This window comes from Burkholderia sp. Ax-1720 (assembly GCF_011753035.1).
Lineage (GTDB): Bacteria > Pseudomonadota > Gammaproteobacteria > Burkholderiales > Burkholderiaceae > Burkholderia > Burkholderia gladioli.
This window is the reverse complement of the sequence record NZ_VWWK01000002.1, coordinates 118605-141687: the sequence shown is the minus strand read 5'-3', so window position 1 is coordinate 141687 and position 23083 is coordinate 118605. Positions and strand designations below refer to the sequence as shown.

Annotated in this window: 21 protein-coding genes and 3 tRNA genes; 16 read left to right on the top strand and 8 right to left on the bottom strand. The window is 67.1% G+C overall.

Going from position 1 to position 23083, the window contains the following annotated elements:
- Positions 1-141: 141 nt before the first annotated feature.
- The 4 genes from xdhC to guaD all read left to right on the top strand — a co-directional run bounded on the left by xdhC (position 142) and on the right by guaD (position 5039).
- Positions 142-1158 carry a xanthine dehydrogenase accessory protein XdhC gene (gene xdhC / locus F3J18_RS01345; RefSeq protein WP_013696969.1) on the top strand — a complete coding sequence of 339 codons (1017 nt, stop codon included), beginning with the start codon at positions 142-144 and terminating at the stop codon, positions 1156-1158.
- A gap of 18 nt (positions 1159-1176) precedes the next feature.
- Positions 1177-2202, top strand: a complete 1026-nt coding sequence (locus tag F3J18_RS01340) for an adenosine deaminase (RefSeq protein ID WP_166910819.1) — start codon at positions 1177-1179, stop codon at positions 2200-2202.
- Positions 2203-2299: 97 nt separating this feature from the next.
- Positions 2300-3676 carry an NCS2 family permease gene (locus F3J18_RS01335; RefSeq protein ID WP_166910817.1) on the top strand — a complete coding sequence of 459 codons (1377 nt, stop codon included), beginning with the start codon at positions 2300-2302 and terminating at the stop codon, positions 3674-3676.
- 37 nt (positions 3677-3713) lie between these two features.
- Positions 3714-5039, top strand: a complete 1326-nt coding sequence (guaD, locus tag F3J18_RS01330) for a guanine deaminase (RefSeq protein ID WP_166910815.1) — start codon at positions 3714-3716, stop codon at positions 5037-5039.
- 182 nt (positions 5040-5221) lie between these two features.
- Here the strand turns inward: guaD and F3J18_RS01325 are convergent, their stop codons facing one another.
- On the bottom strand, positions 5222-5935 hold the full coding sequence (locus tag F3J18_RS01325) for a DUF4136 domain-containing protein (RefSeq protein ID WP_036037586.1): 714 nt from the start codon (positions 5933-5935) through the stop codon (positions 5222-5224).
- Positions 5936-6140: 205 nt separating this feature from the next.
- Between F3J18_RS01325 and pepN the strand changes: the two genes are divergently transcribed.
- The 7 genes from pepN to F3J18_RS01290 all read left to right on the top strand — a co-directional run bounded on the left by pepN (position 6141) and on the right by F3J18_RS01290 (position 12656).
- Complete coding sequence (gene pepN / locus F3J18_RS01320) at positions 6141-8843, top strand: aminopeptidase N (protein WP_166910813.1); 2703 nt, start codon at positions 6141-6143, stop codon at positions 8841-8843.
- 99 nt (positions 8844-8942) lie between these two features.
- Entirely contained in the window at positions 8943-9164 is a 222-nt protein-coding gene (locus F3J18_RS01315) for a hypothetical protein (RefSeq protein WP_166910811.1), read from the top strand.
- 124 nt (positions 9165-9288) lie between these two features.
- Positions 9289-10308, top strand: a complete 1020-nt coding sequence (locus F3J18_RS01310) for a class 1 fructose-bisphosphatase (protein ID WP_025098092.1) — start codon at positions 9289-9291, stop codon at positions 10306-10308.
- A gap of 314 nt (positions 10309-10622) precedes the next feature.
- Positions 10623-10698 (top strand) — tRNA-Thr (locus tag F3J18_RS01305).
- A gap of 328 nt (positions 10699-11026) precedes the next feature.
- Positions 11027-11278: a GlsB/YeaQ/YmgE family stress response membrane protein gene (locus F3J18_RS01300; protein WP_166910826.1), complete on the top strand. Its 252-nt coding sequence runs from the start codon at positions 11027-11029 to the stop codon at positions 11276-11278.
- A 460-nt stretch (positions 11279-11738) separates the two neighbouring features.
- Positions 11739-11843: a chorismate mutase gene (locus F3J18_RS01295; protein ID WP_164465459.1), complete on the top strand. Its 105-nt coding sequence runs from the start codon at positions 11739-11741 to the stop codon at positions 11841-11843.
- 219 nt (positions 11844-12062) lie between these two features.
- Positions 12063-12656 carry a chorismate mutase gene (locus tag F3J18_RS01290; protein WP_025098093.1) on the top strand — a complete coding sequence of 198 codons (594 nt, stop codon included), beginning with the start codon at positions 12063-12065 and terminating at the stop codon, positions 12654-12656.
- 44 nt (positions 12657-12700) lie between these two features.
- Here F3J18_RS01290 and F3J18_RS01285 read toward each other — a convergent pair whose 3' ends face one another.
- Together F3J18_RS01285 and F3J18_RS01280 are read right to left on the bottom strand one after the other, a co-directional pair.
- Positions 12701-13867 carry an exonuclease domain-containing protein gene (locus F3J18_RS01285; protein WP_166910809.1) on the bottom strand — a complete coding sequence of 389 codons (1167 nt, stop codon included), beginning with the start codon at positions 13865-13867 and terminating at the stop codon, positions 12701-12703.
- A gap of 165 nt (positions 13868-14032) precedes the next feature.
- Positions 14033-14236, bottom strand: a complete 204-nt coding sequence (locus tag F3J18_RS01280; protein ID WP_013696958.1) for a cold-shock protein — start codon at positions 14234-14236, stop codon at positions 14033-14035.
- Between the two features lie 398 nt (positions 14237-14634).
- On the opposite strand from F3J18_RS01280, the gene F3J18_RS01275 reads away from it, so the two are divergent.
- Positions 14635-14889, top strand: a complete 255-nt coding sequence (locus F3J18_RS01275; RefSeq protein WP_205195240.1) for a hypothetical protein — start codon at positions 14635-14637, stop codon at positions 14887-14889.
- A 525-nt stretch (positions 14890-15414) separates the two neighbouring features.
- Positions 15415-16566 (top strand): porin, encoded by a 1152-nt coding sequence (locus F3J18_RS01270; RefSeq protein WP_025098096.1) that lies wholly within the window; start codon positions 15415-15417, stop codon positions 16564-16566.
- A gap of 91 nt (positions 16567-16657) precedes the next feature.
- On the opposite strand, the gene greB is transcribed toward F3J18_RS01270, so the two are convergent.
- Positions 16658-17218 carry a transcription elongation factor GreB gene (gene greB, locus F3J18_RS01265; RefSeq protein WP_166910807.1) on the bottom strand — a complete coding sequence of 187 codons (561 nt, stop codon included), beginning with the start codon at positions 17216-17218 and terminating at the stop codon, positions 16658-16660.
- Between the two features lie 139 nt (positions 17219-17357).
- Here greB and F3J18_RS01260 point away from each other — a divergent pair.
- A tRNA-Arg gene (locus tag F3J18_RS01260) sits at positions 17358-17434 on the top strand.
- Positions 17435-17495: 61 nt separating this feature from the next.
- A tRNA-Arg gene (locus F3J18_RS01255) sits at positions 17496-17572 on the top strand.
- Between the two features lie 155 nt (positions 17573-17727).
- Here the strand turns inward: F3J18_RS01255 and F3J18_RS01250 are convergent.
- The 4 genes from F3J18_RS01250 to F3J18_RS01235 form a co-directional block, all read right to left on the bottom strand.
- Positions 17728-20112, bottom strand: a complete 2385-nt coding sequence (locus tag F3J18_RS01250) for a bifunctional (p)ppGpp synthetase/guanosine-3',5'-bis(diphosphate) 3'-pyrophosphohydrolase (RefSeq protein ID WP_017919497.1) — start codon at positions 20110-20112, stop codon at positions 17728-17730.
- A gap of 63 nt (positions 20113-20175) precedes the next feature.
- On the bottom strand, positions 20176-20379 hold the full coding sequence (gene rpoZ / locus F3J18_RS01245; RefSeq protein WP_006999799.1) for a DNA-directed RNA polymerase subunit omega: 204 nt from the start codon (positions 20377-20379) through the stop codon (positions 20176-20178).
- Between the two features lie 59 nt (positions 20380-20438).
- Positions 20439-21113 (bottom strand): guanylate kinase, encoded by a 675-nt coding sequence (gene gmk / locus F3J18_RS01240; protein ID WP_166910805.1) that lies wholly within the window; start codon positions 21111-21113, stop codon positions 20439-20441.
- 5 nt (positions 21114-21118) lie between these two features.
- Positions 21119-22042, bottom strand: coding sequence for a YicC/YloC family endoribonuclease (locus F3J18_RS01235; protein ID WP_025098099.1), 924 nt, complete (start codon positions 22040-22042; stop codon positions 21119-21121).
- Positions 22043-22351: 309 nt separating this feature from the next.
- On the opposite strand from F3J18_RS01235, the gene rph reads away from it, so the two are divergent.
- The gene (gene rph, locus F3J18_RS01230) at positions 22352-23083 is read left to right on the top strand and encodes a ribonuclease PH (RefSeq protein ID WP_013696950.1); all 732 of its coding nucleotides are present in this window, start codon (positions 22352-22354) and stop codon (positions 23081-23083) included.

The following is a 23083-nucleotide window of genomic DNA, read 5'->3' as shown; positions in this document are numbered from 1 at the left end:
CGCCGCGCCGCCGGCTCGCGGCACCGCCCAGGGCCTGCCCAGGCACGCTGCCCGGGCGCCCCGTCCCGCCGTCCCATCCATCCCGCCCACGCTCGCGCCCCACGCGGCCGCGGCGGCGCGCTGACGACGGAGGCCCACACCATGGAAACCTGGTTGACCGACGTCCAGCAGTTGATCGCGCACGGCGAGGCCGCGGTGCTGGTCACGGTGGCGCGCGCCGAGGGCTCGGTGCCGCGCGAGGCCGGCACCAAGATGCTGGTCACGCGCGACACGGCCCGCCATACGATCGGCGGCGGCCATCTCGAATGGAAGGCGATCGAGATCGCACGGCAATTGCTCAAGGACGGCTCGCACCTGTCGCACGCGCGCCGCCTCGAGCGGCTGCCGCTCGGCCCGAGCCTGGGCCAGTGCTGCGGCGGCGCCGTGACGCTGGCCTTCGAGCGGCTCGACATCGCCGACCTGGGCTGGATCACCTCGCTGGCCAAGCGCGTCGCGGCCGGCCACGCGACGGTGCGCAGCATCGCCTTCGGCCCCTCGCCCGACCCGGTGATGCTCAGCGAGCCGGAAGCCGACGTGACGCGCGCCGACTGCCTGCTGTGGAGCACCGGCGACGTCTCGCTGATGACCGAGACGATCGCGCCGCACACCTTCGCGGTGGAGCTGTTCGGCACCAGCCACGCCGCGCTCGCGCTGGTGCGCGTGCTGGCCACCCTGCCCTGCCGGGTGCGCTGGGTCGACGCGAGCGACGCGCCGTTCCCGAGCGCCGAGGCGCTGGCCGGCATCGGCAACCTCGCCGTGGACGCGCGCGAGGCGCCCGAGCAGGCGGTGGCCGAGGCCGCGCCGCACAGCTACTTCGTGGTGATGACGCATGATCACGCCTTCGACTTCGTGCTGGCCCAGCACGTCCTGCGGCGCGCCGATTATGCATACTTCGGGATGATCGGCTCGAAGTCGAAGCGCGTGCAGTTCGAACAGCGCCTCGCCGCGAGCGGCATCGACCCCGCGCAGACCGCGCGGATGCGCTGCCCGATCGGCGTCGAAGGCATCGTCGACAAGGCTCCCGAGACCATCGCGATCTCGGTGGCCGCGCAGATCCTGCAGGTCGTCGACATGCACGCCGCCCCGGCGGCCGGCGTGCCGGCCTCCCCTCAAACCTGACCGACCAAGAAGAGCACCATGACCCCGAATCTGCAGAACAAGATCGCGCTCGCGCCGAAGGCCGAGCTGCACATCCATATCGAAGGCTCGCTGGAGCCGGAACTGATCTTCAAGCTCGCCGAGCGCAACGGCGTGAAGCTCGCCTACGAATCGGTCGAGGCGCTGCGCGCGGCCTATGCCTTCACCGACCTGCAATCCTTCCTCGATATCTACTACGCGGGCGCGAGCGTGCTGCTCCAGGAGCAGGACTTCTACGACATGACGGCCGCCTACGTGGAGCGCGCGCTGGCCGACAAGGTGGTGCACACCGAGATCTTCTTCGATCCGCAGACGCACACCGAGCGCGGCGTGCCGATCGAGACCGTGGTGGCCGGCATCGACCGCGCGCTGGCCGACGCCCAGGCGCGCGGGCTGTCCAGCAAGCTGATCCTCTGCTTCCTGCGCCACCTGTCCGAGGAGGACGCGCTGGCCACCTTCGAGGCAGCGCGGCCGTTGTTCGAGAAGTATTCGCATCGCCTGATCGGCGTCGGCCTCGATTCCTCCGAGCAGGGCCACCCGCCCTCGAAGTTCGAGCGCGTGTTCGCCCGCGCCCGCGCGCTGGGCCTGAAGCTGGTGGCGCACGCCGGCGAGGAAGGTCCGCCCGCCTATGTGATCGAGGCGCTCGACCTGCTCAAGGTGGACCGCGTCGACCACGGCGTGCGCAGCATCGAGGACGCGGCCCTGGTGGCGCGCCTGGCCGATTCGCGCATCGCCCTGACGGTCTGCCCGCTGTCGAACCTGAAGCTCAAGGTATTCGACGACATGACCAAGCACACCCTGAAGGTGCTGCTCGACAGCGGCGTGGCGGTCACCATCAATTCCGACGATCCGGCCTATTTCGGCGGCTACGTCAACGACAACTACTTCGCGACCGTGGCCGCGCTCGCCCTCGAGGACCAGGACGTCTACACCGTGATCCGCAATGGATTCGAGGCGTCCTTCGTCACCGAGGCCGAGCGCGCCGCGCTGATCGCGAAGCTCGATTCGCACTGGCACCCGGCATGACGCCCACGTCCTGTCGGGAGCGCCGGTGCCTTGAGCGCATGCGCTCGACGCATGCGCACGGTGGTTCCCATAACAGAGACTGAGGAGAGCTTTTCCGATGGACACGTACAACGGCAGCAAGGCCCCGGCTTCGAGCTCGATGCTCGACCGCTTCTTCGGCATCCGCGAATCCGGTTCGCGGTTGCGCACGGAGATCGTCGCGGGCATCACGACGTTCCTGACGGCGATGTACATCATCGTCGTCAATCCCGGCATCCTGTCCCAGGCAGGCGTGCCGTTCGCGTCCGCGCTGACCGCCACCGTGATCGTCAGCTTCCTCGGCAGTTGCGCGATGGGCCTGTACGCGCGCAACCCGGTACTGGTCGCGCCGGGCATGGGCATGAACGCGCTGTTCACCTTCGTGATGGTGCACGGCGGGCGCATGCCCTGGCAGACCGCGCTCGGCTGCGTGTTCTGGGCCGGCGTGATCTTCGCGGTGCTGGCCGCCTTCAACGCGCGCAAGCTGGTGGTGGACGCGATCCCGCCCAACCTGCGCCATGCCGTGTCCTGCGGGATCGGCCTGTTCATCTGCCTGATCGGCCTGGTCAACGCCAAGTTCGTGGTGGGCGACCCGGTCACCGTGGTGCACGCCTCCTCGCTGAACCCGGTGATCGTCACGTTCCTGATCGGGCTGGCCGTCACCACCGTGCTGGTGGTGCGCCGCGTGACCGGCGCGCTGATGATCGGCATCGTGGTGACCACCGTGCTGGCGATCCCGATCGGCCGTGTCTGGGGCGACGGCACCGCCTACTGGCCGGCCGCGCTCGCCACCAAAACACTCGTCAACTGGAACGGCCTGGTGTCCGCGCCCGACTTCTCCGGCATCGGCCAGCTCGACCTGATCGGCGCGCTGAAGGTGGCCTACTGGCCGTTCATCTTCGTGATGCTGTTCACCGCCTTCTTCGACGCGCTGTCGACCTTCATGGCGATCTCGGAAGCCGGCAACCTGCTCGATCGCGACGGCAATCCGCGCAACATCCGCCAGTCGATGATGGTCGACGCGTTCTCGGCGGTGGTCTCGGCGCCGCTGGGCACCAGCCCCGCCAACGCCTACATCGAATCGGCGGCCGGCATCTCGGCGGGCGGGCGCACCGGGCTGGTGGCGGTGGTGGCCGGGATCTGCTTCCTGCCCTTCCTGGTGCTCTCGCCGCTGCTCTCGCTGGTGCCGGCGATCGCGACCGCGCCGGCGCTGATCCTGGTGGGCGTGTTCATGATGGAGTCGATCACCAAGATCGAGTGGCATCGCTTCGACGAGGCGATCCCCGCCTTCATCGCGATGGTGCTGATCCCCCTGACCTACTCGATCACCGACGGCATCGCCTACGGCTTCCTCGCCTTCGTGGTGCTCAAGCTGTTCACCGGCAAGCGCCACGAGATCAAGCCGGCGATGTGGATCGTCGCCGCGCTGTCCGGCGTGCTGCTCGCGCAGCTGTGATGCCGCGCCTCACCCTTTCGATGCTGGAGTTCCGCTCATGACCCAAACCGCCTTCCGCGCCCGGCTGCTGACCTTTCGCGCAGACCCGGCCCGCGACGCCGACGCCGCCGTGCTCGAGGACGACGGCCTGCTGATCGTCGAGGACGGCCGGGTGGTGGCCGCCGGCGCCTACGCGGCGCTGGCCGGGCGCCTCGCGCCCGACGCCCACCTCACCACGCTGCGCGACAAGCTGATCGTGCCCGGCTTCATCGACACGCACATCCACTATCCGCAGACCGACATGATCGCCTCGCCGGCGCCGGGGCTGCTGCCCTGGCTCGACACCTACACCTTCCCGACCGAGCGGCGCTTCGAGGATCCGGCGCATGCGCGCGAGGTGGCGGGCTTCTTCGTCGACCAATTGCTGGCCAGCGGCACCACCACGGCGCTGGTCTACTGCACGGTGCACAAGCAGTCGGCCGATGCCTTCTTCGAGGCCAGCGAGGCGAAGAACCTGCGGATGATCGCCGGCAAGGTGCTGATGGACCGCAATTGCCCGGCATTCCTGCGCGACACCGCGCAATCGGGCCACGACGACAGCGCCGAGCTGATCGCGCGCTGGCACGGGCGCGGCCGCCAGATGTACGCGCTCACGCCGCGCTTCGCGCCGACCTCGACGGTAGGGCAGCTGGAAGCCTGCGCCGAGCTCGCGCGCCGTCATCCCGACGTGTTCGTGCAGAGCCACGTGGCCGAGAACGTCGACGAGGTGAAATGGGCGGCCGAGCTGTTCCCCGGCCATCGCAGCTACCTCGACATCTACGATCGCCACGGCCTGCTGCGCCCGCGCGCCGTGTACGGCCATTGCATCCACCTCGACGACGAGGACCGGCGCCGCATCGCCGAAACCGGCACGGTGATCGCCCACTGCCCGACCTCCAACTTCTTCCTCGGCAGCGGCCTGTTCGACTTCGACCGCGCCACCGAGCAGCGCGCGTCGCTGTCGCTGGCCACCGACGTGGGCGGCGGCACCTCGTTCTCGATGCTGCAGACCATGAACGAGGCGCACAAGGTGGCGCGGCTGTCGGGTTATCACCTCACGGCCACGCGTATGTTCTGGCTGGCCACGGCCGGCGCCGCGCAGGCGCTCGCGCTGGAGGACCAGGTCGGCACCCTGGCGCCGCGCTCGGAAGCCGACTTCGTGGTGCTCGACCCGCGCGCCACGCCGCTGCTGGCGCGCCGCACCGCGCGCGCCGAGACGCTGGAGGAGCTGCTGTTCGCGCTCGCCATGCTCGGCGACGACCGCGCCGTGCACAGCACCTACGCGGCCGGCCGTTGCGTGCACGAGCGCGATGCGGCACGGCAGGCGGAGGCGGCGCTCGCCTGATGGGGGATCGGACGCCGGCGTGGCCGGCGTTCGCTGAGGAATCCGGATGAAGACAGGGCCCGACGCGACATCTCGCGTCGGGCCCTGCTTTTTGAAGATCGGATTTCGACGATCGGGGTTGGGGAAGCGGGCCGTATCGGCGCCCGGCCGGGCGCTGCCGCGCCGCCTTCCGCCGCGCCGCCTTATTTCGCGGCGGCCGCCGGCGCGGCGCCGGAAGCCGCGGCGGCCGGCACCGCGCGCTCGTTCGAGGCCGGCGCGGCCGGGCCGCCGCCGTTGCGGTCCACCGGCAGGCGCACGGTGCGCGTCGAACCGTTGCCGAGCGGGAAGTCGGCCAGCGCCGAGCGGGCCAGGTAGGGCATCGCCGTCACCAGCGAACCGCCGCCGCCCGAATTGCGCGCGCTGACGTTGTAGACCTCGCGGCCGGTGCCGCGCTCGGTGATGCGGATCGTCAGCGAGCGCTCGTAGACGCGGTAGGTCTGGTTCACGTAGCCGGTCGGGAACGGGCCCCAGGGACCGAAGCCGCCCCAGGCGCCGGCGCCGCGCCAGTAAGGGCCGGGCCCGATCCAGGGATCGTAGTAGACCGGCTGCGGCACGTTCACCAGGTCGCCCTTGATGCCGTAGGCGAGCGCCACCAGGTAGCGCGCCTGGGCGGCCGGCACGCGCCGGAACGCGAGCGTCGACAGTTCGTTGGCGACGATGTTCTCATAGGTCGCCTGCTCCAGGCTGTTCTGCTCGTCCTGGTCGCGCGTGAAGGCGTAGGTACGGGTCGCGTCGCTGCCGCTCCAGTCGGAGAAGGCCGTGACCTGGGTGCTCACATAGCTCGCGCAGCCCGACAGCAGCACGACACAGGCGCTCGCGAGCCACAGGGCGGCGCGGAACGTACGATTCGCTTTCATCTGGATCCTCGTGTTCGATGACGCCCGGCGGGCGCACCGCGATCATACGCTGCGCGCCGCCCACCGGGACATCAGGCAGACCCGCCGGCCGGCGGAAAGTTCGGTCCGCGCAACATCCGAACCCTTTGTACAATGCACGCACGCCCCCGTCACGAGCGGGTCGGCGACCTTCCCCGGTTTACGAACTCCTACGCCCACGCACGACATGTCCGATACAGCCGCCCAATCCGCCGTGATCCGCCGCGCCGACTACACGCCGCCCGCGTTCCTCATCGACAGCGTCGAGCTCGAATTCGACCTGGTGCCCGAGCGCACCGTGGTGCGCAACACCATGCGCGTGCGCCGCAACCCCGACGCCGCGCCCACGCCGCATCTCGAACTGCTCGGCGAATCGCTGGAATTCATGGCCGCGCGCGTGAACGGCCAGCCGGTGGACGCGGTGCGCGCCCACGAGCACGGCCTGACGGTCGAGAACCTGCCGGACGCCTTCGAGCTGTCGATCGACAGCGCCTGCGCGCCGGCCGGCAACACCACGCTGTCGGGCCTCTACGTGTCGAGCGGCAACTTCTTCACGCAGTGCGAGGCGGAAGGCTTTCGCCGCATCACCTACTTCCTCGACCGCCCCGACGTGATGGCGACCTACACGGTCACGCTGCGCGCCGACAAGCGCGCCTACCCGGTGCTGCTGTCGAACGGCAACTTGGTCGATTCGGGCGAGCTGCCCGAGGGCCGTCACTTCGCCAAGTGGGAAGACCCGTTCCGCAAGCCCAGCTACCTGTTCGCGCTGGTGGCGGGCAAGCTGGTCGCGATCGAGGAGACCATCACCGCCGCTTCGGGCGCGAAGAAGCTGCTGCAGGTCTGGGTCGAGCCGCATGACCTCGACAAGACCCGCCACGCGATGGACTCGCTGATCCACTCGATCCACTGGGACGAGCGGCGCTTCGGCCTGGAGCTCGATCTCGACCGCTTCATGATCGTGGCGGTCGGCGATTTCAACATGGGCGCGATGGAGAACAAGGGGCTCAACATCTTCAACACGAAGTACGTGCTGGCCAATCCCGAGACGGCCACCGACGTCGACTTCGCCAATATCGAGGCGGTGGTCGGCCACGAGTACTTCCACAACTGGACCGGCAACCGCGTGACCTGCCGCGACTGGTTCCAGCTGAGCCTGAAGGAAGGCCTGACGGTGTTCCGCGACCAGGAGTTCTCGGCCGACATGTCGGCCGGCGAGGCCGACGACGCCGGCGCGCGCGCGGTCAAGCGCATCGAGGACGTGCGCGTGCTGCGCCAGCTGCAGTTCGCCGAGGACGCGGGCCCGATGGCGCATCCGGTGCGCCCCGAGAGCTATGTCGAGATCAACAACTTCTACACGATGACGGTCTATGAAAAGGGCTCGGAAGTCGTGCGGATGTACCAGACCCTGTTCGGCCGCGACGGCTTCCGGCGCGGCATGGATCTCTACTTCGAGCGCCACGACGGCCAGGCCGTCACCTGCGACGACTTCCGCCACGCAATGGCCGACGCCAATGGCCGCGACCTGGCCCAGTTCGAGCGCTGGTACAGCCAGGCCGGCACGCCGCGCGTGACGGTCAGGACCGCCTACGACGCCGCCGCCGGGCGCTACACGGTGACGCTGCGCCAGGGTTACGGCGAGGCCTCGCCGGCCGCGCGCGAGACCCAGACCGGGCCGCTGCTGATCCCGTTCGCGATCGGCCTGATCGGCCCCGACGGCCAGGACCTGCCGCTGCGCCTGGATGGCGAGGCCGCCGCCGGCGCCACCACGCGCGTGCTGGAGCTGACCGAGACCGAGGCCGCGTACACCTTCGTCGACGTGCCGGCTGCGCCGCTGCCCTCGCTGCTGCGCAACTTCTCGGCGCCGGTGATCGTCGAGTACGACTATCGCGAGGAGGAGCTCGCCTTCCTGCTGGCCCACGACAGCGATCCGTTCAACCGCTGGGAAGCCGGCCAGCGCCTGGCCACGCGGGCCCTGCTCACGCTCGCCGAGCAAGCCGCCGCGGGCGCCGAACTCGCGCTCGGCGACGCCTTCGTCGAAGCCTTCCGCCGCGTGCTGAGCGACGACACGCTCTCGCCGGCCTTCCGCGAACTGGCGCTGACCCTGCCCTCCGAGGCCTACCTGGCCGACCAGATGCGCGAGGCGAACCCGGCCGCCGTGCACCGCGCGCGCCAGTTCGTGCGCGGCCGCCTGGCCCAGGCGCTGCGCGCCGAATGGCTGGCGATCCACGAGCGCCATCGCACGCCGGGCGAGTACGCGCCGACGCCCGAGGACGCCGGCCATCGCGCGCTGAAGAATCTCGCGCTGGTCTACCTGGCCGAGCTGGCGGAGCCCGCCGAGGCGGTGCGCCTGGCCACCGCGCAGTACGAGGGCGCCAACAACATGACCGACCGCGCCGCCGCGCTCGGCGCGCTGCTGTCGGCCTCGGCCGGCTCGGCCGCCGCCGAGGCGCCGGCCCGGCAGGCGCTGGCCGATTTTTATCAACGCTTCGAGAAGGAAGCGCTGGTGATCGACAAGTGGTTCTCGATGCAGGCCACGCGTCGCGGCACGGCCGAGCATCCGACGCTGGACACGGTACGCGAGCTGCTCGCGCATCCGGCCTTCAACCTGAAGAACCCGAACCGCGCGCGCTCGCTGATCTTCGGTTTCTGCGCGGCCAACCCGGCGCAATTCCACGCCGCCGACGGCTCAGGTTATGCGTTCTGGGCCGACCAGGTGCTCGCGCTCGATGCGCTGAACCCGCAGGTGGCCGCGCGCCTGGCGCGTTCGCTGGAGAACTGGCGCCGCTTCACGCCGGCGCTGCGCGAGCGCATGCGCGAGGCGCTCGCGCGCGTGGCGGCAGGCGTCAAGTCGCGCGACGTGCGCGAGATCGTCGAGAAGGCGCTCGCCTGATCCGGCCTCCCTCTCTTCGCCCGCCATGCAGAACGGCCGGGCCGCTCACGCGGTCCGGCCGTTTTTTATCGGCTTGCGCGGCGGACATGGTTCCCGCTGTTGCGTGATCCGCTTCCGCCGCTCGGCAATGCCGCGGCGACTCAGCTCGGCAGGCATGGCGCGAGCGCCTGCCCGGTGCTGCACGCCGCCAGCGCGAGACTGTCGGGCGAGCTTTACGCGGCAAGGCTGACGGGTTCCTCGCAGCGCCCCCGCCTGGTCGATTTCGTGCGCGCCATGCACTCGAGCGCCGCCGCCGCTCTGCCCGAGATCGCGCTGCCGTGACATCGACATGACGGCAGCCTGATCGCCGTGATTGCTGCTGCGCCACAAAAAGCCGGGGGCGGCACCGGGCGAGGCGGGTAAAATTGCGGCAAACAACGGTTTTCCCGCCTCTCGGAGCTCAGCAATGTCCATTTCCCGACGTACCACGCTGTCGAAATACCTGATCGAGCAGCAGCGTGAGAATCACAACCTTCCCGCCGACCTGCGCCTGTTGATCGAAGTGGTCGCGCGCGCCTGCAAGGCGATCAGCTACCACGTCTCGAAGGGCGCGCTCGGCGAGGCGCTCGGCACGGCCGGCAGCGAGAACGTGCAGGGCGAGGTGCAGAAGAAGCTCGACATCCTCTCCAACGAAATCCTGCTCGACGCCAACGAATGGGGCGGCAACCTCGCCGCGATGGCCTCCGAGGAAATGGAGACCTTCTTCCCGATCCCCGAGAACTACCCGCGCGGCGAATACCTGCTGGTGTTCGATCCGCTCGACGGCTCCTCGAACATCGACGTCAACGTCTCGATCGGCACGATCTTCTCGGTGCTGCGCTGCCCGGACGGCCAGCAGGCCACCGAGCAGTCCTTCCTGCAGCCCGGCACCAAGCAGGTCGCGGCCGGCTACGCGGTGTATGGCCCGCAGACGGTGCTGGTGCTGACCACCGGCAACGGCGTGAACTGCTTCACGCTCGACCGCGAACTCGGCTCCTGGGTGTTGACGCAGAGCAACATGCAGATCCCGGCCGATACGCGCGAATACGCGATCAACGCCTCGAACGCGCGCCACTGGTACGAGCCGGTCAAGCGCTACGTGGACGAGCTGAACGCCGGCAGCGAAGGCCCGCGCGGCGAGAACTTCAACATGCGCTGGATCGCCTCGATGGTGGCCGACGTGCACCGCATCCTGAACCGCGGCGGCATCTTCATGTACCCGGCCGACGCCCGCACGCCGGACCGCCCGGGCAAGCTGCGCCTGATGTACGAGGCGAACCCGATGTCCTTCATCGTCGAGCAGGCGGGCGGCGCCGCGACCACCGGCAGCGAGCGCATCCTCGAGGTCCAGCCGACCGGCCTGCACCAGCGCGTGCCGGTGATCCTCGGCTCGCGCAACGAGGTCGAGCGCGTGACCCGCTACCACCAGGAAGCGGCCGCGAAGTAAGCGCTTCGGCACCGCCGGAAGGCTTGCGGCGGTGCCGCAAAAAATCATCCCGGGAGGCCCGCCAGGGCTTTCCTCCCGAGGCGCTCCAACGTAGAATTCGCCGCGTCGCGAGACGCAGGGCCAGATGACCGGCGACGGACATCGCGGGCCCGGGGTGATCAGCGGCCGAGGTGGCGCCGGTGGTTTGGCAGGCAAGGAGATGCGAGTGCTGCAGGATCAAGCACTTAGTCGACGCCAAGGTGGATTTTGAAAATTTTCTCGCCAGACCTCTTGTCAGCCTCGCAGAAATCACCCTATAATTTCACTTCTTTGTTGCCGGTGTAGCTCAGTTGGTAGAGCAGCGCATTCGTAATGCGAAGGTCGTAGGTTCGACTCCTATCTCCGGCACCATCAGAATCAAGTAAGAAGCCCGATCCTCGTGATCGGGCTTTTTGCTTTCCGGCTTCCGCCGTTCTTCTCCCGCCCCCCCCCGCCTTGCGGCCGTCCAGAAAGGCTGCCGAAAGATCGAGAAATATCGTCCGGACCAGCCGTTCCGGCCGAAAAAACCTTTGGTAACTCCCTCGCGCGCTGTCTAACATTACTTAACGCTCCTGACCCGTCTATTGCAGTACATTGCGTGGGCAACGGGCCGGAGCCGACAGCCCACGGCTGTCACCCGCATCTCGATGCCCGCGGCCGGTTCGTTTCGCAGCAAACAATCCAACAGGAGAGAACCACCATGGCTCATGGCTTGATTATGTGGCTCATCATCGGCGCGATCGCCGGCTGGCTCGCCGGCCTGCTCGTGAAGGGCGGCGGCTTCGGGCTGATCGTCGACATCATCGTCGGCATCATCGGCGCCGTGATCGGCGGATGGCTGGCCGGCGTGCTCGGCATCAGCGTCGGCAGCGGCTTCTTCGCCTCGATCATCGTCGCGGTGATCGGAGCCGTCATCCTGCTGTTCATCATCCGGCTGTTCAGGCGCGCATAAACTGCCTGCCTCGCCGCCCGGCGCCCGATCGATCGGCGCGCCGGGCCGGCGCTTCCACCGCCGGCCGCGCAAGGCCCGGCCATCCTCCCCGATTCCGCCTCCGCTGACTCCCGATTGCCTCGCCCACCTCCGCGAGCCGAGGGCACGTCGCTTGCGCCCGGCCTCACGCGCGTCGCGTTCGCCCGATCCGGCCTCGGGCCGCAGCGCCTTGCGGCAGCGCGTTTACCCGGAGATCCGCCCGGCGTGACCAGACGAATTCGATGCGCACGCATCGAATTCGTCCCTGCAGGCCTGGGCCTGGTCCGACAAAATCACGGCGTGTGTGCGGTTTAAGCAACATCGACAAATTGAAACGATTCCCCGCTGGAAAAAATCGAGATAAGCGATCGATAATCGAGTCACCGCAAGGAGATTGATCATGGATGAGAAACCACTTCGCATGCCACCTCCCGAGAAAGTGATGAGCCCGGACCCGGAGCCGGTGGCCGTCGAGTTTCTCGCCGAGTTGCCCGATCATGTGCGCGCGTTCTTCGACGAGCAGCACAAGCTCGGCTCCCCGAAGTAAGGGTCCGTTCAGCATCGTGACGCGTCGCCTCGCGACCGCTTCCTTGCGCCTGCACCGCCTCCCCCTTCGGCACGCCTCGCGCCGCCCCGGCCACAACGGCCGTGAGGGCGCGCTCGCCCTGGCGCGCTGATCTTCGCCTCGCGCCGCTCGCGCGCGACGTCTTCGTTTATTCTCGTATTTTTCCGCTTCGCCCGGCCCACGCCGGCGCTCGTCGATTCCATGACTTCTTCGTTCCGCACGGCCCTCGCCTCGGCCTCGCTTGCCGCCCTGCTCGCCTGCCTGCCGCTGTCGGCCGCCGCCGACGGCGACGACACCCCGCTGACCAACCTGGTCGCCCTCGCCTCGCAGCGCATCGCGCTGGCCGAACCGGTGGCGCAGTGGAAGTGGGCCAACCACAAGCCGATCGAGGACAAGCCGCGCGAGGCCCAGCTGCTCGCCGACGTCGAGCGGCGCGCAGTCGGCGCCGGCATCGACCGCGACTACGCGCATGCCTTCTTCGCCGACCAGATCGAGGCGAGCAAGATCATGCAGAACGCGCTGTTCGCGAGCTGGCGCGCCAGTCAGGCGCCCGCGGGCACGCCGCCCGATCTCGCCACCACCACGCGCCCGCAGTTCGACAAGCTCACCCAGTCGATGATCGCCGCGCTCGCGCGCGTCGCGCCGCTGCGCGAGGCGCCCGATTGCCAGGCGCGCGTGGCGCGCAGCATCGCCAACTGGAAAACCTTGACGCGCTATGACTCGCGGCAGTCGCCGGCGCTCGACACTGCGCTCTCGCATGTCTGCTCGGGTGGCGGCGCGAGCGCCGTCGGCTGAAGGACGCGGCCGCCCGGCCGAAGCGGCCCCGGGGCGATGCCGGCCTAATCGTCGACCGATGCGACGGCCGCCGCGCTCGGCGCCAGGGGCACCGTCGCCAGGCCGCGCGCCAGGTGCGTCTGCAGGATCCGGCACAGGCTGGTGTTGAAGGGATCGTCACCGGCGGAAGACGCCGCCGCCAGCGCCGCGGCCTTCGACAGATCCGGGGTCGTACCGAGGTAACGCCAGCGGTCGATCACATGATAGACGGCGCGCTCGCCGCCCTCGACGATCGCGACCGGCCCGTCGAACGGCCAGGGCGTGCCCGTCGAGCTCAAGCCGCGACGGGCGTCGGCGGCCTTGCTGCCCGCCTTGCGATTGAAGGCCGGCGACAGTTCGGCGATCCAGGCCGTCTCCGCCAGCATCGCGCCCAGCTCTCCTCCCGTTTCACGCCATTCGACGCGCCGCACCTGCTCGGCGAGCCGCCGCTCCTTGGCCGAGCGCCGCTCGCCGCCCAGTAACGCGCGCAGGCGGTTGCGCACGCGCACGCTGCGCCCGACGAACAAGGGCGCATCCCCCTCGCCGAACAGCGCGTAGGCACCGAAGCCGGCCGGCGCCCGCTCGAGATCGTCCTCGGTCAGGTCGCCCGTCAGGCGGAAGCGCCGCGTGGTCAGCGCGATCTGTTCGCCGAGCCGCTCGGGCGGCACCAACGACGGCAGGCGCTGCCAGAACTGCCAGACCAGGTCGGCATCGGCCAGTGCGCGATGGCGCGCATTCGGCACCAGCGCATGCCGTTCGATCAGCGCGTCGAGCCCGTGGCGCGACTCGCGCGGAAACAGCGCGCGCGACAGGCGCACGGTGCAAAGCATGTCGGGATTGAAGGCGAATCCGGCCCGCTCGAACTCCGCGCGCAGGAAACCGCGATCGAAGCTGGCGTTGTGGGCAATGAAGAGCCTGCCCTCGAGCCGCGCGAACAGCTCGGCCGCGATCGAGGCGAAAGTGGGCGCGCCACGCACCATCTCGTCGCTGATGCCGGTGAGCTGCTGGATGAAGGCGGGGATCGGCTGCTGGGGATCGATCAGCGAGGTCCAGGTGGACACCCCTTGCGGCCCGACCTCGACCACGCCGATCTCGGTGATCCGGTGATCGGCGGCGGAACCGCCGGTCGTTTCGAGATCGACGAAGGCGAGCGGGCCGTCGATGGCGGGGTATGACGAGGACGAATCGAGCATGTCTACGGAAAACGATACCGGGTGGAAGAAGCGCGAGCACGCGCACGGTGTCGATTCTACCCGCCCAAAACAAAGCCCCCGCCAAAGGCGGGGGCTCGATATCGGATCGACCTGAGAATCAACTGCCGGGAAATACCGGGTTAACCCGTCAGGGGATAACCCGAATCAGACAGCCTGGATATTGGCAGCCTGCTTGCCCTTCGGGCCGGTCTTGACGTCGAACGAAACGCGTTGGTTTTCCTTCAGCGTCTTGAAGCCGTCCATCTTGATTTCCGAGAAGTGCGCGAACAGATCCTCGCCACCGTTGTCGGACGTGATAAAGCCAAAGCCCTTAGCATCGTTAAACCATTTCACGATACCGGTATCCATATTCCTGATTCCCCAAACGATTTTAAATAAAACGAGCAACCCGTGAGTGCCGTCACCGAAAGCCCCGGCCCCGCCAAACCTTGTGGACAATGAGCAGTAAGCACCGCAGACTTCGTGGTGCTTTTATAAATGGGACGATCCAGGCTCGTCAAGAAAATTCTTCACATCTTCTTATTCGGCTTGACGTCGATCCGGATGGAAACGATACACCCCCGGCAAAATGCACCAATTAGCCGATGAAAACCTGTCATTATTACTAGGAAAACACGGGCCCATTAACAAAAAAGCAAAAAATACCGAAGCAGTAAAAAATCCATGGCTTGGTATTTTTCCGGGTTGTTGCATTCATTCTGTTTTGCGAAGCTGAGCATGCCATGGAAGTACAGGGGGTGAATATGTTGCTCGACCAAATGAAACGACTGGTACATCGACTCGGCATGCTGCGACGCCATAAAACAATCACTCCGGCAGCGACCTCGGCTCAGGCATTCGGCGTCGAATTCGATACGACCTGGCACGGCGACCATTGGCAGAACCTGCTCGCCTCGCCGCTCGATGCGCGTCACTACGTGATGGAAGATTGGGCCCAGCCGCTGTCGATGCCGCAGGGCGACACCCGCGACACGAGTTCGCCGAAGCGGCGCCGCCACTGAGCCACGCCTCGCCAGGATCCGGACGAAAAAAAAGCGCGACTGGAAAGTCGCGCTGACAAAGGTTTGGAGATCTTTTCCGTCAACGAAAAAGTCTGCTTCGGAAAGCAGAGACCTCAGTATAGCGATTGCATCGCGCGCCATTATCGGTGGTCTTCACAAACCTCTATTGTCGAAGCCTCAACAATCATCAGCGCCGATGATTGCCTCCACTTCCCTCCCTCATTCTGTCTCCATCGCGCAACGTAAAAATCGCTTCGCGTTCCTCACCGTTTTCCCGCAACGGCCGCTGAGCCTTGCCTGACAACGGTTTGCGGACGATCCCCGACCATTTCTCAAACTTAAATTCATTATTGCTTAAAGTGCAATCGACGCGAGCCGGCCGCTCGCTCGACACTGCGCTCGGGTTTGGAGATTTGCGGCGCCCTGTGGCGCCACCCTCGACATGCCACGCCGCCGCCTCCGGTGATGGTCACTATCTCGATGAATCAGGGGGAGCCTGCTCCTCTATCTGATGGAGACGAATCAATGAAAAAGACTCTGATCGCAGCGGCGCTCACCGGCGTCTTCGCGACCGCCGCCCATGCGCAAAGCAGCGTGACCCTGTACGGCCTGATCGACGCCGGCATCACCTATACCAACAACCAGGGCGGCCACAGCTCCTGGTCGGAAACCAGCGGCTCGGTCAACGGCAGCCGGTGGGGCCTGCGCGGCAACGAGGATCTCGGCGGCGGCCTGAAGGCGATCTTCGTGTTGGAAAACGGCTTCGGCATCAATAACGGCACGCTCAAGCAGAACGGCCGCGAGTTCGGCCGCCAGGCCTTCGTCGGCCTGGGCCACACCCAGTACGGCTCGGTCACCTTCGGCCGCCAGTACGACAGCGTGGTGGACTTCATCGGGCCGCTGTCGCTGACCGGCACGCAATACGGCGGCACGCAGTTCGCCCACCCGTTCGACAACGACAACCTGAACAACTCGTTCCGCGTCAACAACTCGGTCAAGTACACCAGCGTCAACTGGAACGGCCTGAAGTTCGGCGGCTTGTACGGGTTCTCGAACAGCGACCAGTTCTCGAACAATCGCGTGTTCAGCGGCGGCGTGTCGTACAGCTACCTGGGCTTCAACCTGGCAGCCGGCTACATGCAGCTGAACAACGACATCAACGGCCTGACCGCGCCGGCGGTGTCCAATGCGGGCGGCGCCGTCGCTGGCGACAACACCTTCGTCGGCAAGCGTCAGCGCGTGTTCGGCGGCGGCCTGACCTACACCTTCGGTCCGGCCACGGCGGGCTTCGTGTTCACGCAGACGCGCGTGAATCGCGCGCTCGGCATCGGCGGCGGCGCTTCGGGCACCTCGGCCGGCATCACGCTGGACGGCACCTTCGCCCGCTTCAACAACTACGAAGTGAACGCGCGTTACTCGCTGACGCCGGCACTGTCGGTGGCGGGTTCGTGGACCTACACGGCCGGCTTCCTCGACGGCCGTCATCCGGGCTGGAACCAGTTCAACCTGCAGACCTCGTACGCGCTGTCCAAGCGCACCGACGTCTACCTGCAGGGCGAATACCAGCACGTCAGCACCGATGGCCTGGCGCTGGGCGCCTACGTCAACGGCCTGGGCGGCGCTTCGTCGAGCAACAAGCAGATCGCCGTCACGGCCGGCCTGCGCCACCGCTTCTGATACGCAGCGGCTCCGCAATCACAAAAGCGCCCCGCGGGGCGCTTTTGTTTTTTGCATGCAGGAGGAGGCTCGATGCCAAGCCGAACGCGGTTCAGGCAGCCGGTGCCGGGTAACGCACGTCGAGCACGTCGATCGGCTGCGGGCCGGCCGGCGTCATCAGCGTGACGGTGTCGCCGATACGCGCCTTCAGCAGCGCCCGCGCGATCGGCGAGACCCAGCTGACGTGGCCGCGATCGAGGTCGACCTCGTCGACGCCGACGATCGTGATGGTGTGATCCTCGCCGTCCTCGGTGGCGTAGTCGACGGTCGCGCCGAAGAACACCTGGTCGGCGCTCTCCTGCCGGCTCGCGTCGACCACCTCGGCGAGATCCAGTCGCTTGGTCAGGAAGCGGATGCGGCGGTCGATCTCGCGCAGCCGCCGCTTGCCGTAGATGTAGTCGCCATTCTCGGAACGGTCACCGTTCGAGGCGGCCCAGGACACCAGCTTGACGACCTCGGGACGCTCCTCGTCGATCAGGTGCAGCAGCTCGTCGCGCAACCGCTTGTGGCCGGCCGGCGTGATGTAGTTCTTCGCGCCGGCGGGAACGGCCGGCTGCGCATGGTCGAGATCGTCGTCATCGCCGTCCGACTCCTTAACAAACGCCTTGTTCATGCTGTTTCCGACTCGGCTCCGGGCCTGCGTAAGGGAATCTCCAAGGGTACACGAAAGGGACATAAAACCCGCTCGCGAAGAAATTGTGACGAATCCCTTCCCTTTCCCCAAAATCCTTGCTATATTCTCACTCCTGCGTGCGGCTGTAGCTCAGTTGGATAGAGTACTTGGCTACGAACCAAGGGGTCGTGGGTTCGAATCCTGCCAGCCGCGCCACCTTTTCAAACGAGCAATCCCATGGGGTTGCCCGGTATTAACAAGCAGTACCGTTTTGCGTGCGGCTGTAGCTCAGTTGGATAGAGTACTTGGCTACGAACCAAGGGGTCGTGGGTTCGAATCCTGCCAGCCGCGCCATCTTTGAAGGGCCTTCCTCCGGGAAGGCCCTTTTGTTTTCCGGGCCGCCTTTCCGTATCCCCCGCCTTCGGCGCCAAACAATAAAAAGCGGCACGACGTCGATACGTGGTGCCGCCCTTGCCTCGCGATCGCGCGCCACGCGCGGCGCGCCTACCTCAGTAATCCTGCCGTTCGCGATCGATCCGCATGCCGCCGTCATGGCGCGTATGCGCCGTGTCGTCGCTCGAACGCTCGCGCATGATCCGCATCACGTCGGGATTGGTCCGCACGCGCCGCATCACGTTGGCGAGATGGACGCGGTCGCTGACCTGGATCACGAAGCGCAGGACCGTCGATTCGTGCGACAGATCCTCGTCCATCGCGATATGGACGATGTTCGCGTCGGCCGAGGTGATGTCGGCCGCGACGCGCGCGAAGATGCCCTTGGTGTTCTTGACCAGCACCTTGACCGTCACGTCGAACAGGCGGCCCGGCTGGGGCGCCCAGGCGACGTCGATCCAGCGGCCCGGATCGCGGCGATGGATGCGCTGCGCGACCCGGCAATCGGTCGTATGGATCGCCATGCCCAGGCCGATGCCGATATAACCCATGATGCTGTCGCCGGGAATCGGCCGGCAGCAGGCCGACAACTGCACCGACATGCCCTCGGTGCCGGTGATCGCCACCGGCGGCGCGTGATGGACCGGGCGATCGCCGCGCGCGAGTTCGTCGTCGGCATCGCGCCCGCTCATCAGCACCTCGATGCGCTTGGCCATCACCTGGGGCACGCGACGGCCCAGGCCGATGTCCGCGAAGATCTCCTGGCGGCTCTTGTTGCCGGTCCACTGCACCAGCTTGTCCCAGACGTCCGGCTCGATCTCGGCCAGCGACAGGCCATAACCCTTCAGGCTCTGGTCGACCAGGCGCTCGCCGAGCTGCACCGATTCGTTCAGGCGCATCGTCTTCAGGTAATGGCGGATCGCCGAGCGCGCCTTGCCGGTGCGCACGAAGCCGAGCCAGACCGGGTTCGGCTTCGAATACGGCGCCGTGATCACCTCGACGATATCGCCGCTCTTGAGCTCGGTGCGCAGCGGCAGCAGCTCGTTGTTGATCTTCACGGCCACGCACTGGTTGCCGAGGTCGCTGTGCACCGAATAGGCGAAGTCGAGCGCGGTGGCACCGCGCGGCAGCGCCATGATCTTCGACTTCGGCGTGAACACGTAGACCGCGTCCGGGAACAGGTCGATCTTGACGTGCTCGAGGAACTCGCTCGAATCGCCCGCCTCGCTCTGGATGTCGAGCAGCGACTTGAGCCACTGGTGCGCGCGCATCTGCACGTCGTTGAGATCGGCGCCGCCGTTCTTGTAGAGCCAGTGCGCGGCCACGCCGGCCTCGGCGATCTCGTGCATCTTGCGGGTGCGGACCTGGAACTCGATCGGCGCGCCGAACGGACCGACCACCGTCGTGTGCAGCGACTGGTAGCCGTTCATCTTCGGGATCGCGATGTAGTCCTTGAACTTGCCCGGCACCGGCTTGTAGAGCGCATGCAGCGCGCCGATGCAGGTGTAGCACTCGAGCGCATGCTCGACCACCACGCGAAAGCCATAGACGTCGAGCACCTGCGAGAACGACAACTGCTTGTCGCGCATCTTGCGGTAGATGCTGTAGATCGTCTTCTCGCGACCCATGATCTCCGCTTCGAGCTTCGCCTCGCCCACCGCGCGCTGCGCCGACTCGAGGATCTTGCCGATCACCTCGCGGCGATTGCCGCGCGCGGCCTTCACGGCCTTCTCGAGCGTCGCGTAGCGATGCGGATTGAAGTTCGCGAAGCTCATGTCCTGCAGCTCGCGATAGGTATTGTTCAGACCAAGGCGGTGCGCGATCGGCGCATAGATGTCGAGCGTCTCGCGCGCCACGCGGCGGCGCTTTTCCATCGGCACCGCGCCGAGCGTGCGCATGTTGTGGAGCCGGTCGGCCAGCTTCACGAGGATCACGCGCACGTCGCGCGCCATCGCCAGCAGCATCTTGCGGAAATTCTCCGCCTGCGCTTCCTCGCGGCTGCGGAACTCCATCTTGTCGAGCTTGGAGAGCCCGTCGACCAGCTCGGCGACCTTCGGGCCGAAGCGCTCGGCCAGCTCGCTCTTCATCACGCCCTGGTCTTCCATCACGTCGTGCAGCAGCGCGGCCATCACGGCCTGGGCGTCGAGCTTCCAGCCGGCGCAGATTTCCGCGACGGCGACGGGATGGGTGATATAGGGTTCGCCGCTTTGGCGATATTGACCGAGGTGGGCTTCGTCACTGAAGTGGAACGCCGCCTTCACCTCCTTGATTTCCTCCGGAGGGAGGTACTCGGCAAGCGCGGCCGTCAGCTTCGCGATCGAAACGACGCCGTGCTTGCGAGGTTGCTCCGGGGTGGCGGTCGGCCCGAACAGATGGCGAAACGATTGTTCGAGGACCGCATCGATGTACTGCCGCGCCGGCGAGTTCGCCGTCGCTTCGGTGGCGTCCGCCCCTTCGGCCGGGCCGGCTTCCGCGGAGGCGGACGATGGTGTGTTGCTCATGTTCGCCTCCTTGGGTTGGCACGTCGGTCGAGCGGACTACATGGCTGAAGGATCGAGTGTGCCTTAAACAGGCACTTTCTTCAGCATCTCGATGCCGACCTGGCCCGCCGCGATCTCGCGCAGCGCAACCACGGTGGGCTTGTCGCGGCTTTCGATCTTCGGCGTATGGCCTTGCGCGAGCTGCCGCGCGCGGTAGGTGGCGGCGAGCGCCAGTTCGAAGCGATTCGGGATTTGCTTCAGGCAGTCTTCGACGGTAATGCGAGCCATGTTGGGTGTTCCTTCTGAATATGTTGCGTATTCTACCTTATGTCCCTCGTGCGCCGCCTTCAGTCGGCGTGCGGGAGATGGATGCCGAGCTCGATGAAAAGCTCGGTGTGCCGCGCGTATTGCGAGGCCACGCGCAGGCGCGTGGCCGCCACGATGCGTTGCAGCTCGGACAGCGCCGTGTCGAAGTGCTCGTTGATCACCACATATTCGGCTTCCGAGGCGTGCGCGATCTCGCTGCCGGCGGCCAGCAGGCGCCGCGTGATCACGTTCGGCTCGTCCTGGCCGCGCTTCTTCAGGCGCTCCTCGAGCGCCGCCAGCGAGGGCGGCAGGATGAAGATGCCGACCGCGTTGCGGAACTGCTTCTTGACCTGCTGCGCGCCCTGCCAGTCGATCTCGAGCAGCACGTCGCGCCCGCTTTGCATCTGCTCCTCGATCCACACGCGCGAGGTGCCGTAGTAGTTGCCGTGCACCTCGGCGCTTTCGAGGAATTCGTGATGCGCGTGGCGCGCGCGGAAATCCTCGACGCTGGTGAAGTGGTAGTGCTCGCCGTCCTGCTCGCCCGGACGCGGCTTGCGCGTGGTGTACGAGATCGACAGGCAGATCTCGCTGTCCTTGGCGAGCAGCGCGTTCACCAGGGTCGACTTGCCCGCGCCCGAGGGCGCCACCACCATGAACAGGTTGCCGGGATACGCGCCGGCATGCAGCGCATGCGCGTCTCGGTTCGATTCGATCATCTTGCTTACTCCAGGTTTTGCACTTGCTCGCGCATCTGCTCGATCAGCAGCTTCAGCGCCATCGAGGCGTCGGCCAGTTCCTTGGCCGCCGCCTTCGAGCCGAGCGTGTTCGCTTCGCGATTCAGTTCCTGCATCATGAAGTCGAGGCGCTTGCCGACGCGGCCGCCCTTCTCGATCACATGGCGCGTTTCGTTCAGGTGCGCGGTGAGGCGCGACAGCTCCTCGGCGATGTCGATGCGGATCCCGTACATGGTCACTTCCTGGCGGATCCGTTCGGCCGCTTCCTCGCGCGTGACCACCGTCTGTCCGCCTTCGGACGCGGCCAGGCCGAGCGCTTCCTGCAGGCGCTCGACGATCTTCTGCTGATGCCTGGCGATCAGCTCCGGCACCAGCGGCGTGATGCGCGCGACGATCGCCTCCATCTCGGTGACGTTGCCGAGCAGCATGGTGGCCAGTTGCGCGCCCTCGCGCTGGCGCACCACCACCAGTTCGCCGATCGCTTCCTTGCCGCAGGCCAGCACCGCCTCGCGCAGCGCCTCGGCCGACACGCCGCTCTCGGCAAGCACGCCGGGCCAGCGCAGGATCTCGCCGGTGCGCAGGCGCTCCGAATCCGGGAACGACTCCAGCACCGCGCGCTCGAGCTCGGCGAGCTGGTCGAGCGCCGCGCGATTGAGCGCGCCGGCCTGGCTCATCTGCTCGCTGCGCTGCAGGTTGATGCGCACATCGACCTTGCCGCGCGAGAGCTTGTTCATCAGCATCTCGCGCAGGGCCGGTTCGCACACGCGCACGTCGTCGGGCATGCGGAAATTCAGGTCGAGAAAACGCGAATTCACCGTGCGCAGTTCGACCGACACGCTGGTGGCGCCGTTGCCCGAGTTGGCCACGAGTTCGCGCGTCGCGCTCGCATAGCCCGTCATGCTGTAGATCATGGTTGGTCTCGCCGGTGAGGGGGCCGGTATGGCCCGGAAATCCAGGAGCACCCGGTGCTCACGAGGCACGGGGCGCGAAACCGGCATTATCCCATTTTTGGCGATACCCTCGCCCGGCTGGGCAATCGGCTCGCGCGGGCCCGGCGAGGGGCGCTTTGCGACGATCGATTCCGGTGCTGCCCGGCCGTTCATGGAAGCGCGCATCGCGGCGGAAACCAGGTCTTGGCCAGCGGCTCGCCGAGCGACGGCCGGTGCGCGGCCGGCATGCGCGGTAAAATCGCGGTTTCCCTCCGAATGCCCCACTTCCCCATGACGAATTCCTCCTCGCGCCCGAGCGGCCGCCCCGCGGATCAACTGCGTGAGGTGCGCCTGACGCGCCATTACACCAAGCACGCCGAAGGCTCGGTGCTGGTCGAGTTCGGCGACACCAAGGTGATCTGCACGGCCAGCGTGGTCGAGCGCGTGCCCGAGTTCCTGCGCGATCGCGGCCAGGGCTGGCTGACGGCCGAATACGGCATGCTGCCGCGCGCCACCCACACCCGCAGCGACCGCGAGGCCGCGCGCGGCAAGCAGACCGGCCGCACCCAGGAGATCCAGCGCCTGATCGGCCGCGCGCTGCGCGCGGTGGTCGACCTGGAGCAGCTCGGCGCGCGCACCATCCATATCGACTGCGACGTGATCCAGGCCGACGGCGGCACGCGCACGGCCAGCATCACCGGCGCCTTCGTGGCGGTGCAGGACGCCGTCGCCAAGCTGATCGCCGCGGGCAAGCTGGCGAGCTCGCCGATCACCGACTCGGTAGCCGCGATCTCGGTGGGCGTGTACCAGGGCACGCCGGTGCTCGACCTCGACTACGCCGAGGATTCGCGCTGCGATACCGACATGAACGTGGTGATGACCGGCAAGGGCGGCCTGGTCGAGGTGCAGGGCACGGCCGAGGGCGTGCCGTTCACGCGCGACGAGATGAACGCGCTGCTCGATCTCGCGCAGAAGGGCATCGGCGAACTGATCGCGCTGCAGAAAGCGGCGCTGGGCGACTGA